Source organism: Bailinhaonella thermotolerans (genome assembly GCF_003594875.1).
Lineage (GTDB): Bacteria > Actinomycetota > Actinomycetes > Streptosporangiales > Streptosporangiaceae > Bailinhaonella > Bailinhaonella thermotolerans.
Map to the genome: position 1 here is coordinate 425,155 of NZ_QZEY01000004.1, position 12,460 is coordinate 437,614.

Genomic DNA, 12,460 nt, shown 5'->3' on the forward strand with positions numbered 1-12,460 from the left:
TACGGCTCTCGCGCACCACCTCAGGCGGCCCCGGCGTACCAGTCGATGTGGTGGCGGTACTGCCAGTCCAGCCGGCTCGGGTCGGCGGCCTTCTTCAGGAAGAGCGGCAGCATCAGGTCGCGCATCACCCGGGCGACGGGCCCGGCGGCCTTGCTGTTGCTGATCCGGCGGGAGGTCGCCACGACCCGCTCCACCCGCTCGCGGCGGCGGCGCTCGAACGCGGCGAAGGCCCGCTCGTGGTCCGGCAGGTCCCGCAGGCACATCGCGAGCACCAGCGCGTCCTCGATCGCCATCGCCGCGCCCTGGCCGGAACTGGGGGAGGTGGCGTGCCCGGCGTCGCCGGTGAGCACGCCGCGGCCGCGGTGCCAGACCGGCACGGGGGGCATGTCGTAGACCGGCACCACCGGCCCCACCGAGCTCCCGGCGACGATCTCGGCGAACGGCCCCTCGTCCCCGGAGAACGCCTCCACGAGGATGGCCCGCCACCGGTCCTCGCTCGTCGCCGCGAGCTCGCGCCGCATCGCCTCCTCGTCGCCCCGGGGCAGGTTGGCGAACCACCAGGTGTCGCCCGAGGGCGCCCCGGCGTACCCGAAGAAGGCGCGCTTGCCGAAGACCATGTTGTAGACGCCGGGCTCGCCGCGGAAGCCGGGGACGCGCACGATCCCGCCGAAGCTGAGCAGGCCGCAGTACCGGGCCGGGGGAGCGCCGGGGTCGAGGATCGCGCGGGTGCGCGAGTGCACGCCGTCCGCGCCGATCAGCAGGTCGCCGGTGGCCTCCGTGCCGTCCTCGAACCTGGCGACCGCGCGGCGCCCGGTCACGTCGGCGTCGGCCAGGCGCTTGCCGTACACGATCTCGACGCCGGCGGCCAGGGCGCGCTCGCGGACGATGCGGTACAGGTCGGCGCGCGTGATCGTGTGGCTGACGGTGCCGTCGTCGAGTGCCAGGCCGTTGGGGACCTGGCCGAGGCGCTTGCCGGTGCCGCTCCACATCACCATCTCGGGGGTGGGGATGCCGGCGGCCATGACCTCCTCGTGCAGGCCGAGCACGCGCAGGGCGTCGAGGGCGTTGGAGGCGACGTTGAGGAACGCGCCCCGGCCGTCGGCCCCGGCCTGGTGCGCCTCGTAGATGACGGAGTCGATGCCGGCCTTGCGGAGCGCCAGCGCGAGCACCGGGCCGCCGATCCCGCACCCGATGATCATCGCCTTGGTCATGGTCGCCACGTCCTTCCGTGTTACCCTCGGAGAGAGGTTATTTAGTTCGGCCGAACGAAATATATGCGGGAGGGTGGGGGACGTGTCAAGGGACATCTCCGAACGAAGGAAGCGCTTGTTGGCCGAACTGGTCGAAGCCGGGCGGGAGCAGAGCACCGCCACGGTGATGTTCCACACCGCGGTCTCCGCCCTGATGGGCCTGAGCCCGACCGACTACAAGGCGATGGACCTGCTCGAACGCTTCGGCCCGCTGACCGCGGGGGAGCTGGCCGAGCACGCCGCGCTCGCACCGGCCTCCGTGAGCGGCCTCATCGACCGCCTGGAGCGCCGCGGCATGGTACGGCGGACGCGCGACGCGGCCGACCGCCGCCGGGTGATCGTCGAGCTGACGCTGGCCGTGGGGGAGGCCTCGCGGTACACGATCTACGGAGACCTGATCAACGGCCTGAACGAGATCTACGCGACGTACACCGACGAGCAACTGGAGACGGTGCTGGACTTCCTGCGCCGCTCGGCCGCCGTGCAGCGCGAGGCCACCGCCCGCCTCCCCGCCGAACTCCCCGAGCCCTGACCTCCCGGGGCCGGGCGCGGGAGCCGGGAGCCCGGGCGGACATGGGAACGCGCCGCCGGGGAGGACCCCGGCGGCGCGCCCGCCGAAACGCGTGTCCCGCCCCCGCCGGGTCCGGTCAGCCGTTGGTGGCGATGTACGGCCCCTGGGCCACGAGGCCGAGGCCCTGTCCCACGGCGTACACCTGGGAGGTCCCGGGGACCACGGTGACCTCGCGCAGGATCACGTCGCGCGTGGTGCCCGAGAGCGGGGCGGCGAACTCGGTCCACGCGCCGCCCTGATAACGGTGGATCTTGTTCCCGCCGACCGTCCAGACCGCGCCGTTCGCGTCGGCGGCCAGCGCGCGGCCCCCGCCGAACCCGGCCGGGTCGGCCACGTCCTGCCAGGCGGACCCGTCGAAGCGCTTGAGGAAGCCCGCCGTGCCGTTCCGGCCGGAGAGCCACACCTCGCTCCCGCCGCTCACCGCGAGCCCGGTGAGGCGCGAGGCGGACGTCAGGCCCGGCACGCTCACCTGCTGCCAGGTGCGGCCGTCGGTGCTGCGCAGCAGCGTGTTGACGTCACCGCTGTACGCCGGGTCCCAGCGGGTCGCGGCCAGCGCCCACACGTCCGTCGCCGAGCGCGACACGATCTGGTGCACCGTGAGGCCGGGCAGGCGGGTGACCAGCCACTGGCCGCCGGCGCGGCGGTAGATCAGGCCCTCGTCGCGGGTGTTCGCGGCGACCCACACGGCGTCGGGGCGCGCCTCGACCGTCGTCCAGACGCCGGTCGGCTCCAGCGGGAGCGGCGGGCTCGACCACGCCGTCCCGTCCCAGTGCGCGATGAGCGGGGAGTTCCGCCCGCCCGCGATCCACACGTCGGCCGGGGAGAGCGCCTTGATCGCGCGGATGTGCGCGGGCAGCAGCCCGGCCGGGCGGTGGTCGATCCACTTCGCGCCGTTCCACTGCCGCAGGAACGGCTTGCCCGTCTCGCCGACCTCGTCGCAGACCGGGTCGCACTTGATGGTCTCCAGCCCCGACGTCCACAGGTTGTCGGGGGCGGAGGCCGCGGCGTGCTGGACGGCGCTGGGCGGCAGGAGGGTCGGGCCCTTCAGGCTCCGCCAGGTGTCGGCGGCCGCCGGGCCCGCCGTTCCGGCGACGAGCCCGCAGGCCAGCAGAATGCCCGTGATCAGGGCGGCTATTCGTTTCATGGCCGCAACTATGACGAAGATCACAAGCTAATGCTTGGTCCTAAATCTCCACATCTTCCGGGCGCTTTGATCGCCCGGGGACAATCTCCGCCCCGATCCCCGCCCGCCGGACTGACGCGCCGCGAACCCGGGCAGGAAGCCGCCATGCTCCTGCGTTTCTCCGGCGGCCTCGCGGACCTCGTGTCCCCGCGCAGGCGCGGTCCCGTGGCGTACGACGGCACGTCCTCGCTCGGGCACGTGGTCGAGTCGGCCGGGGTCCCGCTCACCGAGGTCGGGGAGCTGCGCGAGGACGGCGAGCCCGTCCCGCCCGCGCGCCGCCCCCGCCCCGGCGCGGTGATCGACGTGCTCCCGGTGCGCCGGCCGCAGCCCGCCCCCGCGAGGTACCTGCTGGACGTGCACCTGGGCACGCTCGCGCGCCGCATGCGCCTGCTCGGCCTGGACACCGCCTACGGCAACGACCTGGACGACGACGAGCTCGCCTGCCGCGCGAACGCCGAGGACCGGGTGCTGCTCACCAAGGACCGCGGCCTGCTCCGCCGCCGGGCCCTGCGGCACGCCGCCTACGTCCGCGGGGACCGCCCCGACGACCAGCTCCGCGACGTCCTCGACCGCTTCGCCCCCGGCCTGGCCCCGTGGACGCGCTGCACCGCCTGCAACACGCCCCTGGCCCCCGTCGGGAAGGCCGAGGTGGCGGACGAGCTGCCGCCCGGCACCCGCCGCACCTACGACACGTTCGCCCGCTGCCCGGCCTGCCGCCGCGTCTACTGGCCCGGCGCCCACCACGCCCGCCTCCAGGCCGTCGTCGCCGCGGCCGAGTCCGCCGTCTCGGCCTCCCGCGCCCGCTGACCCCTGGCGCCCCGCCGTACGGCCGGCCCTGGCGTACGGCTCGCGCCGCCGTACGGCCCGGGGCGGCGGGATCGTGGGGGGCGGCCACGGGCGGCGGGGCGGCCGCCAGCGGGGCGGTCGCGCAGCGGGGCGGTCGCAGGGCGGGGAAGTGTCGGTGGCGGGAGGTAGCGTGCGCGTGGGCGGTCCCGCGAGGGGGCCGGGGGAGGGGCGGACGGCGTGGTGACGGCCGAGGACGTGCGGGCGGTGGCGCTGACCCTGCCCAGGACCAGCGAGCACCTGATCCGCGACCACGTGAAGTTCCGCGTCGGACGCATCGTCTACCTGTCGATCTCGCCCGACGAGAGCACGCTCGGGTTCGCGTTCCCGAGGGAGGAGCGGGCGGCCCTGGTGGCCGCCGAGCCCGCCAGGTTCCTGCTGCCCAGGGAGTCCGACCTGCGTTACAACTGGGTGTGCGCGCGGATGGCCGCCCTCGGCGCGGACGAGCTGCGCGAGCTGGTGGTCGAGGCGTGGACGATGGTCGTGCCCAAGCGCGTGGCCGCCGCCCACCTGGGCCGCTGAGCGGACCTTCCAGACCTTCCACACCTTCCAGACGTTCCACCGAATGCGACAATCGTCGTGGACGCGGAGGAATCTTCTCCCCGTCCGGGACGGCCGCCGGCGAGGGAATGAGGGCTTGGACGCTTCTTCGACGCTCGCGCTCGCCGTGGCGGGCGTCGCCGCCGGGCTGTCCGGGTCCGTGGCCGGGCTGGCCTCCCTCTTCAGCTATCCGGCGCTGCTGGCCGCCGGGCTCCCGCCGGTCGTGGCCAACGTCACCAACACCGTGTCCCTGTTCGGCAGCACCGTGGGTTCGGTCGTGGGATCGCGGCTGGAACTGCGCGGCCAGCTCGGGCGGACGCTGCGGCTCGGCGCGCTCGCCACGGCGGGCGGGGCGTGCGGCGCGGCGCTGCTGCTGAGCACGCCGCCGGAGGCGTTCGAGGCCGTCGTGCCGTACCTGATCGCGCTGGGCTCGGTGGTGCTGCTCGCGCGCGAGCCGATCCGGCGGCTGGCGGGCCGCCGCGCCTCCCGGGCCGGCGCCGGCCGCACGCCCGTGCCGCTGATGGGCGCGATCCTGCTGATCGGGGTCTACGCGGGCTACTTCGGGGCCGCCGCCGGGGTGCTCCTGCTCGCCGCGCTCGCCGCCTCGTCCGCCGAACCGCTGGCCGTCAGCAACGCGGTCAAGAACGCGGTCCTCGGCGCGGCCAACCTGGTCGCCGCGCTCGCGTACGCGTTCCTGGCCCCCGTGGACTGGGCCGCCGCCGCGGCGCTCGCGGTGGGCGGCCTGGCCGGGAGCCGCCTCGGCCCCGTCCTGTTCCGCCGCCTCCCCGAGCGTCCCCTGCGCGTCGGGATCGCGCTGGCCGGCCTGGCCCTCGCCGTGCACCTCTGGCTCGCCGCGTCCTGACCGCGCCCCGCCGCACGCCGGCGCGTTCCGCCGTACGGCGGGCTCGCCTCGCGTACGGCCCGCGCGGCCGGCCGTAGGGCTCAGGGGGCGGGGGCGGTGACCGGGAGGAGGACGCGGAAGACGGTGCCGTCGTCGCCGCTCTCGACGCGGATGTCGCCGTGGTGCTTGTTGACCACGATCCGGTAGGAGATGTCCAGGCCGAGGCCCGTGCCCTCGCCGACCGGCTTGGTGGTGAAGAACGGCTCGAAGATGCGGGGCCGCACGTCCGGGGGGATGCCCGGGCCGGTGTCGCTCACCTCGACGACCAGGTGGTCCCCGTCGCGGCGGGTGCGCACGCCGAGGGTGCCCGTCCCGGCCATCGCGTCCAGGGCGTTGTCGATCAGGTTGGTCCACACCTGGTTCAGCTCGGCCGCGTACGCCGGGATCCGCGGCAGCTCCCTGTCGTAGTCCCGCACCGTGCGCACCCCGGGCGGGATCTTGGCCTGGAGCATGGTCAGCGTCGCGTCGAGCAGGTCGTGCACGTCCACCACCTGATGCGGCGCGCGGTCGAGCTGGGAGTACTGCTTGGCGGCGGAGACCAGCCCGGACACGCGGCCCACGGCGTCGTCGATCTCGCCCATGAGCAGCTCGGTGTCGATGGTGTAGGTCAGCCACCGCACCGCCGCCCCGAGGAACTCCTCGCCGACCGCCGCGCGCACGCAGTCCAGCCACGCCGTGTCGATGCCCCCGGCCACGAGCGTGCTCGCCAGGTCCCAGCCGTCGGCCACGCCGTGCTCGTCCAGCCAGTCCCCGAGCGCGTCCTCGGCGTCGGAGGCGGCCAGGGCGGACAGCGCGGGCGCGGCGGCGGCCCGCCGTACCGCCTCCTCCTGGAGTTCCACCAGCTCGCGCAGGCGGCTGCCGTCCAGCCGCCCGTCGGCGATCAGGGCGAGCTTGTGCCGCATGCCCGCCACCCGCTCGCGCAGCGCCGAGGTCGCGCGCACGGCCGCGGCGGCCGGGTTGTTCAGCTCGTGGGTCAGGCCCGCCGACAGCGAGCCCAGCGCCAGCAGCCGCTCCCGCTCGCCGACGATCCTGTGCTGCGTGCGCATGCCGAAGAACATGCCCTCCAGCAGGTGCATCGCCATCGGGAACCACTCGCGCACGGTGCGGCCGACGAGATCGGCGGGCAGCGAGAAGAGGGTGACGTCGCTGACCGCGCGCAGCGAGGAGTTGTAGGACTCGGCGACCTGGCCCCCGAGGTACGCCTGGGTGGCCCCCGAGTAGACGCCGACCTGCTCGGTGCGGATGACCTCGATCTCGTCGCCGTGGATGCGCCGGCTGAGCGCGATCGTGCCGTGCAGCAGCACGTAGAAGCAGGTGGCGGGCTCGCCCTCGGCGTACACCCCGGCGCCCGCCGGGTACTCCTCGACCCAGCCGTTCTCGACGTAGACCGCGAGCTGCTCGTCCGAGAGCGCCTCGAACAGGAACAGCTCGCGCAGGTCCTTCGCGGTCAGCCGGTCGCCGGCCCGCACCGCGCCGCGGGACTCGCTCATCGCCCCTCCAGGTAACGGTGGATCAGGGACACGGCCATCGCGCCCTCGCCCACGGCGGAGGCGACCCGTTTGACGGAGTCGGCCCGCACGTCACCGGCCGCGAACACGCCGGGCATGCTGGTCTCCAGGTGGTAGGGGTCGCGCGGCAGCGGCCACCCCTTCGGCCGCCGCCCGTCCGAGATCAGGTCGGGCCCGGTCAGCACGAAGCCGCGCTCGTCGCGGGCGATGGCCCGCGGCATCCACGAGGTGCGCGGCTCGGCCCCGATGAACACGAACATCCAGGACGTCTCGACCGTGCGCTCCTCGCCGGTGCGGGTGTCGCGCAGCGTGAGCCGTTCCAGGTGGTCCGAGCCCTCCCCGCGGGCGACCTCGGTGCGCGGGTGGACCTCGATCGTGCCGATGCCCTCGATCTGCTCGATGAGGTACTGGGACATCGAGCGGGTCAGGTCGTCGCCGCGGATCAGCAGGTGGACCCGCTTGGCGTACCTCGCGAAGTGGACGGCGGCCTGCCCGGCGGAGTTCGCGCCGCCGACGATGTAGACCTCCTGCTCGGCGCAGCTCGGGGCCTCGGTGGTCGCCGAGCCGTAGAACACCCCGCGCCCGGTCAGCTCGGCCAGGCCCGGGGCGTCCAGCACGCGGTAGGAGACGCCGGTGGCCAGCACGACGGTGTGCGCGGCGACCGCCGTGCCGTCGCCGAAGCGCAGCAGGTGGGAGCTCTCGTCGCCGCTCAGCTCCACGACCTCGCGGGTGGTCAGCAGCTCGGCCCCGAACCGCTGCGCCTGCCGCCGCGCCCGGTCGGTGAGCTGCGCCCCGGACACGCCGTCGGGGAAGCCGAGGTAGTTCTCGATGCGGCTGCTCTGGCCGGCCTGCCCGCCGGTCGCGCGCTGCTCCACGAGCACCGTCCGCAGCCCCTCGGAGGCGGCGTAGACGGCCGCGCCGAGCCCGGCGGGCCCGGCCCCGACGATCACCACGTCGTAGAAGTCGGCCTCCGGAGTGGTGTTCAGCCCGACGTGCGCGGCCAGCTCCGACTCCGTCGGCCGGACCAGGGCCTTGCCGTCGGCGGTGACCACGACCGGCAGCGAGTCCGGGCCGAGCCCCGCGGCGGCCAGCAGCCGCCCGCCCTCGGGCTCGTCGGCGACCACCCAGCGGAAGGGGACGAGGTTGCGGGCCAGGAAGTCGCGCACCGCGAACGAGGGCGCGGACCAGCGGTGGCCCACCACGCGCGTCTCCGGCGGCGCCGGGGTCGCCAGCCACGCGTCCAGCAGCGTGTCCACGACCGGGTACAGCTTCTCCTCCGGCGGGTTCCACGGCTTGAGCAGGTAGTGGTCCAGGTCCACGAGGTTGATCGCGTCGATCGCCGCGTCGGTGTCGGCGTACGCCGTGAGCAGCACCCGGCGGGCCAGCGGGAACAGGTCCATCGCGGCCTCCAGGAACTGGATGCCGTTCATCCTCGGCATGCGGAAGTCGGCGAGCATCAGCGCCACCTGCTCGCCGCGCAGCTTCAGCTCCCGCAGCGCCTCCAGGGCGGCCTCACCGGAGTCGGCGCGCACGATGCGGTACGCGTCGCCGTACCGTCGCCGCACGTCCCGGGCCACTGCCCGGGAAACGGCGGGATCGTCATCAACGGTGAGGATCGCCGGATTTGCCATGAATCCAATGAAATCACGGGTGTCACACGCGTCTCTCCAAGGTCATTTGCGTGCTCAGCGTCGAGAACTTGCGTCCCAATGATGGAGATTGCAAGTGGCTTGCGTTGATCCGCAGTATGCTTGCGCCGTGACACGTCGACTTGCGGAAGTGGCCAAGAAGGTCGGGGTCAGCGAGGCCACGGTCAGCCGGGTGCTCAACGGCAAGCCGGGGGTCTCCGACGCCACGCGGGCGGCCGTGCTGACGGCCCTCGACGTGCTCGGATACGAGCGCCCCACCCAGCTCCGCGGCGAGCGCGCCCGGCTGGTCGGCCTGGTCCTGCCCGAACTGGGCAACCCCATCTTCCCGGCGCTCGCCGAGGTCGTCGGCGGCGCGCTCGCCCAGCGCGGCTTCACCCCGGTGCTGTGCACGCGCACGGCGGGCGGGCTCTCCGAGGCGGACTACGTCGAGATGCTCCTGGAGCAGCAGGTCTCCGGCGTGGTGTTCGCCGGCGGCCACTACGCCGAGGCCGAGGCCCCGCACGAGCACTACTTCCGGCTGCGCTCGCTCAAGCTCCCGGTCGTGCTGGTCAACGCCGCCAGCGAGCACCTGGGCTTCCCCTGCGTGTCCACCGACGACGCGGTGGCGGTCGAGCAGGCGTTCGGCCACCTGACCTCGCTCGGCCACGAGCGCGTCGGCCTGATCCTGGGCCCGGAGGACCACATGCCCTCCCGGCGCAAGCTCGCCGCGTTCCGCGAGGCCGCAGGGAAGGCCGGGGTCGAGGTGCGGCCTGAGGCCGTCGAGCGCGCGATGTTCTCCCTCGAAGGCGGCCAGGCGGTGGCGACGCGCCTGGTCAAGGCCGGATACACCGGGATCGTCTGCGCCAGCGACCCCCTCGCCCTGGGCGCGATCCGCGCGGTCCGCCGCCTCGGCCTGTCCGTCCCCGAGGACGTCTCGGTCGTCGGCTTCGACGACAGCGCGTTCATGAACTGCACCAACCCGCCCCTCACCACGGTCCGCCAGCCCATAGAGGCCCTGGGCCGGGCGGCGGTCACCTTCCTGGTCAACCAGATCGACGGCGCGGCCGTCACCGCCGAGGAGCTCCTCTTCGAGCCCGAGCTGGTGGTCCGCGGCTCCACCGCCCCCGCCCCCGCCCGCTGACCCCCGCCCCGCCCGCCCCGGCTCCCGTACGGCCCACGCCCGCCCTCGTTGTACGGCCCACGCCCGCCCGGCTCAGGCCGTACGCCCGCCCGGCTCAGGCCGTACGGCCAGCGACGGGGGACGACCGCCGCCGGGGCGGCCGGGGCGGCCGGGACGCGGGCGGGGGGCTCCGCCGCGTCCTCTCGTGCGGGGCCTCGCCGGGCCACGCCGTCCTCGTCCCGCCCGGCCCGCCGCCGGGAACGGCCCCTCCTCGTCCCGCGTCGATCCGGGCTGTCCGCCCGCGCCGCCGACAGCCCGCGCCGCCGACAGCCCGCGCTGCGGCGCCACGCCTCGGCCCGTGGCCCTCGGAAGGCTCTGTCAGATTTTTGCGTACACAGATTCGACTATTGCTTGATTCTGTTCCTCTCTGTATGTTTCTCGCAACCGGCGGCCCGGCCGTACATGGTGACTCGTTCCGGGAGGAAACCCCTTATGAGGACGCGCACGCGTAATCTCGCATGCCTGCTCGCGGCGGGCCTGGTTCTCGGCGCCGCCGGATGCGGCGGCGACGCCGGCGGCGGCGGAGGCGGGAAGGACGCCGCCTCCGGCAAGAACGCCAAGGTGACGATCACGGTCGGCTGCCAGCCGCCCAAGAGCAACAAGATCGAGCGTCAGGAGTGGGACGAGGACGTCGCCGCGTTCGAGAAGCTGCACCCGGACATCGACATCGAGAGCAAGGACGCCTTCCCCTGCATCAACCCGGAGACGTTCCAGGCCAAGCTGGCCGGCGGCACGATGGAGGACGTCTTCTACGTCTACTACACCGACGTCAAGAAGATCATCCAGAACCGGCAGGCCGCCGACATCTCGCCGTACGTCGGCACGCTCAAGAACTACGCGCACATCCGCCCGGACGTCATGAGCGTCTTCAAGGACGGCGACAAGGTGTACGGCGTCCCGCGCAACACCTACTCCATGGGCCTGGTCTACAACCGCAAGCTGTTCAGCCAGGCCGGCCTCAACCCCGACGCCCCGCCCAAGACGTGGGCCGAGGTGCGCGAGGCGGCCAAGAAGATCGCCGGGCTGGGCGGCGGCGTCGTCGGCTTCGGCGAGTACAGCGCGGGGAACACCGGCGGCTGGCACTTCACCGCCTCCCTGTACGCCCGCGGCGGCGACGTGGTCACCCCCGACGGGACGAAGGCCGCCTTCAACTCCGCCGAGGGCAAGGCCGTGCTGGAGAACCTCAAGCAGATGCGCTGGACCGACAACAGCATGGGCACCAAGCAGTTGCACCAGTGGGAAGACCTCATGCGCCTGATGGGCAGCGGCAAGCTCGGCATGATGATCGGCGCGCCCGACGTGGTCCAGGCGGTCAACAACGACTTCCGCGGCAAGTACGAGGACTACGGCGTCGCGGCGGTGCCCGAGGCCAAGGCGTCCCTGGCCGGCGGCGACGGCTACATGTTCCACCCCAAGGCCACGCCCGAGAAGATCAGGGCCGGCCTGCTCTGGCTGGAGTACCTCAAGCTCACCCCCGGCAAGGGCCAGTTCGACTACGAGCGGGGCAAGCGCCTCAACCGTCCCGTCGGCCTGCCGTACCCGGACTTCTACGCCCCCGGCACCCCGCCCGGCGACCAGATCCTCGCCGACCGCGAGAAGTTCGCGACCGTGCCCGTCGAGCACTTCACGTCGTACGTCGAGGCGTCGCCGAACATCCCCAACAAGCTCGAACCGCCGAAGGCGCAGGAGTTGTACGCCCTGCTGGACAAGCCGATGTCGGCCGTGCTGACCAACCGCGACGCGAACATCGACCAGCTCCTGGCCGAGGCGGCGAGCAAGGCCGACCAGGTGCTGTCCAAGGGCTGACGGGCCTCAGGAGCCCGACCCCACGAGCCCGACCCCACGAGCCTGACCCACGAGCCTGACCCCAGGCCGCCTCCCCGGGCCGTTCACGCGGACGGCCCGGGGAGGCGCGCCGGAGCGAGAACTCGGGAGACCCGACCATGACCACGACCACGGCGCCGCGCCCGGCGCGCGGGCCGTTCCGGAACGCGCTGCGCCGCAACCTGACGGCGTACGGGTTCCTCAGCGGGGCGCTGATCGTCTTCGCCTTCTTCTCCTGGTACCCCATGGTCCGGGAGATCCTGCTCAGCTTCCAGAAGACGAACTTCGTGGACCCGCCCGAATGGGTCGGCCTGGCCAACCTGCGCACCGTGTTCGCCGACGCGGCGTTCGCCGACGCGTGGCTGAACACGCTGGCGTTCACCGGGCTGGCCCTGGTCTTCGGGTACGGCGTGCCGTTCCTCGCCGCGATCGTGCTCAACGAGCTGCGGCACGCCCGCGCCTACCTGCGGTTCATCGTCTACGTGCCGGTCATGCTGCCGCCCGCGGTCGCCGTCCTGCTGTTCAAGTGGTTCTACGACCCCGGCCCCGGACTGTTCAACCAGATCCTCGACGTGTTCTCGATCCCGGGCCTGAGCTGGCTGGACTCCTCCAGCACCGCGCTGGTCTCGCTGGTGATCGTGTCCACCTGGATGAACATGGGGACCGGCACGCTGATCTACCTGGCCGCGCTCCAGAGCATCCCCGGCGAGCTGTACGAGGCGGCGGAGCTGGACGGGGCCGGGCTGTTCAAGCGGGTCTGGCACGTCACGATCCCGCAGACCCGGCTGATCCTGCTGGTGATGCTGCTGCTCCAGATCGTGGCCACCATGCAGGTGTTCATCGAGCCCTACCTGCTGACCGGCGGCGGGCCCGAGAACGCGACCGTGACCGTGGCCTACCTGATGTACCAGTACGCCTTCAACTACGGAGACTTCGGCGGGGGCGGCGCGCTCGGGCTGATGCTCATGGTCGTCCTGATGATCTTCTCCGCCGTCTACCTGCGCGTTTCGCGCGACGACCAGGGCTAGGGGG

General features: G+C 73.2%; 11 protein-coding genes. 7 read left to right on the forward strand and 4 right to left on the reverse strand.

Features of this window, described 5'->3' with window-relative positions:
* Positions 1–20: 20 nt before the first annotated feature.
* On the reverse strand, positions 21–1,211 hold the full coding sequence (locus D5H75_RS14450; RefSeq protein WP_119926937.1) for an FAD-dependent oxidoreductase: 1,191 nt from the start codon (positions 1,209–1,211) through the stop codon (positions 21–23).
* A gap of 118 nt (positions 1,212–1,329) precedes the next feature.
* Between D5H75_RS14450 and D5H75_RS14455 the strand changes: the two genes are divergently transcribed.
* Positions 1,330–1,782, forward strand: coding sequence for a MarR family winged helix-turn-helix transcriptional regulator (locus D5H75_RS14455; protein ID WP_242454235.1), 453 nt, complete (start codon positions 1,330–1,332; stop codon positions 1,780–1,782).
* A gap of 115 nt (positions 1,783–1,897) precedes the next feature.
* On the opposite strand, the gene D5H75_RS14460 is transcribed toward D5H75_RS14455, so the two are convergent.
* Positions 1,898–2,965 (reverse strand): beta propeller repeat protein, encoded by a 1,068-nt coding sequence (locus D5H75_RS14460; protein ID WP_119926939.1) that lies wholly within the window; start codon positions 2,963–2,965, stop codon positions 1,898–1,900.
* 144 nt (positions 2,966–3,109) lie between these two features.
* On the opposite strand from D5H75_RS14460, the gene D5H75_RS14465 reads away from it, so the two are divergent.
* The 3 genes from D5H75_RS14465 to D5H75_RS14475 all read left to right on the forward strand — a co-directional run bounded on the left by D5H75_RS14465 (position 3,110) and on the right by D5H75_RS14475 (position 5,249).
* On the forward strand, positions 3,110–3,811 hold the full coding sequence (locus D5H75_RS14465) for a Mut7-C RNAse domain-containing protein (protein ID WP_119926940.1): 702 nt from the start codon (positions 3,110–3,112) through the stop codon (positions 3,809–3,811).
* 216 nt (positions 3,812–4,027) lie between these two features.
* On the forward strand, positions 4,028–4,369 hold the full coding sequence (locus D5H75_RS14470; protein ID WP_119926941.1) for an MmcQ/YjbR family DNA-binding protein: 342 nt from the start codon (positions 4,028–4,030) through the stop codon (positions 4,367–4,369).
* A 115-nt stretch (positions 4,370–4,484) separates the two neighbouring features.
* Positions 4,485–5,249, forward strand: a complete 765-nt coding sequence (locus D5H75_RS14475) for a sulfite exporter TauE/SafE family protein (RefSeq protein ID WP_242454236.1) — start codon at positions 4,485–4,487, stop codon at positions 5,247–5,249.
* A gap of 80 nt (positions 5,250–5,329) precedes the next feature.
* On the opposite strand, the gene D5H75_RS44085 is transcribed toward D5H75_RS14475, so the two are convergent.
* Positions 5,330–6,778: an ATP-binding protein gene (locus D5H75_RS44085; RefSeq protein ID WP_119926943.1), complete on the reverse strand. Its 1,449-nt coding sequence runs from the start codon at positions 6,776–6,778 to the stop codon at positions 5,330–5,332.
* Positions 6,775–8,427 carry an NAD(P)/FAD-dependent oxidoreductase gene (locus D5H75_RS44090; RefSeq protein ID WP_119926944.1) on the reverse strand — a complete coding sequence of 551 codons (1,653 nt, stop codon included), beginning with the start codon at positions 8,425–8,427 and terminating at the stop codon, positions 6,775–6,777. Before D5H75_RS44090 ends, D5H75_RS44085 begins: the two co-directional genes overlap by 4 nt.
* 127 nt (positions 8,428–8,554) lie before the next feature.
* Here D5H75_RS44090 and D5H75_RS14490 point away from each other — a divergent pair, with 127 nt between their 5' ends.
* The 3 genes from D5H75_RS14490 to D5H75_RS14500 all read left to right on the forward strand — a co-directional run bounded on the left by D5H75_RS14490 (position 8,555) and on the right by D5H75_RS14500 (position 12,456).
* The gene (locus D5H75_RS14490; RefSeq protein WP_119926945.1) at positions 8,555–9,565 is read left to right on the forward strand and encodes a LacI family DNA-binding transcriptional regulator; all 1,011 of its coding nucleotides are present in this window, start codon (positions 8,555–8,557) and stop codon (positions 9,563–9,565) included.
* 471 nt (positions 9,566–10,036) lie between these two features.
* Positions 10,037–11,410, forward strand: coding sequence for an ABC transporter substrate-binding protein (locus tag D5H75_RS14495; protein WP_119926946.1), 1,374 nt, complete (start codon positions 10,037–10,039; stop codon positions 11,408–11,410).
* Between the two features lie 137 nt (positions 11,411–11,547).
* Positions 11,548–12,456, forward strand: a complete 909-nt coding sequence (locus D5H75_RS14500; protein WP_119926947.1) for a carbohydrate ABC transporter permease — start codon at positions 11,548–11,550, stop codon at positions 12,454–12,456.
* The last annotated feature ends 4 nt before the right edge of the window (positions 12,457–12,460 follow it).